The 389-nt window shown below is 41.9% G+C and carries 1 protein-coding gene; it reads left to right on the top strand.

Annotation, left to right across the window (positions count from 1 at the left end; genetic code table 11):
• Nucleotides 1-389 (top strand): ribonuclease HII (locus NBZ85_RS32030; RefSeq protein WP_261563537.1); only part of this gene is annotated, 389 nt, incomplete at both ends.

Genomic DNA, 389 nt, shown 5'->3' with positions numbered 1-389 from the left:
GCTGTTACTTGAGCGTTAACAGCTATTTTATTAAAATTATGAAAAGAGCATATGTAGGGTTAGAGTTTGATACCGCGATTTGTACGGGAGTATTAACTGTTGCTGGGATAGATGAGGTAGGCAGAGGGGCTTTATTTGGCCCCGTGGTAGCCGCCGCCGTAATTTTACCTGCTTCTGCTTTATCGGGACTTGTGGAAGCCCAAATTAGAGATAGCAAACAGCTATCTGCTTACCGCCGGGAAGAATTAGCAAAAAAAATTTGCAACTGCGCCACAAGTTGGGGAATTGGCTTTGCTTCTAGTCGTGAAATCGACAAAATTAATATTTTACAAGCATCTCTATTAGCTATGCAAAGAGCGGTAATTAAGCTCAAAGTTCAACCGCAATTG

It is taken from the genome of Frankia tisae (assembly GCF_025403405.1).
In the GTDB taxonomy this organism is placed as follows: domain Bacteria; phylum Actinomycetota; class Actinomycetes; order Frankiales; family Frankiaceae; genus Frankia; species Frankia tisai.
Note: the sequence above shows the minus strand (reverse complement) of the source record. Positions and strands in the feature narration are given on the sequence as shown.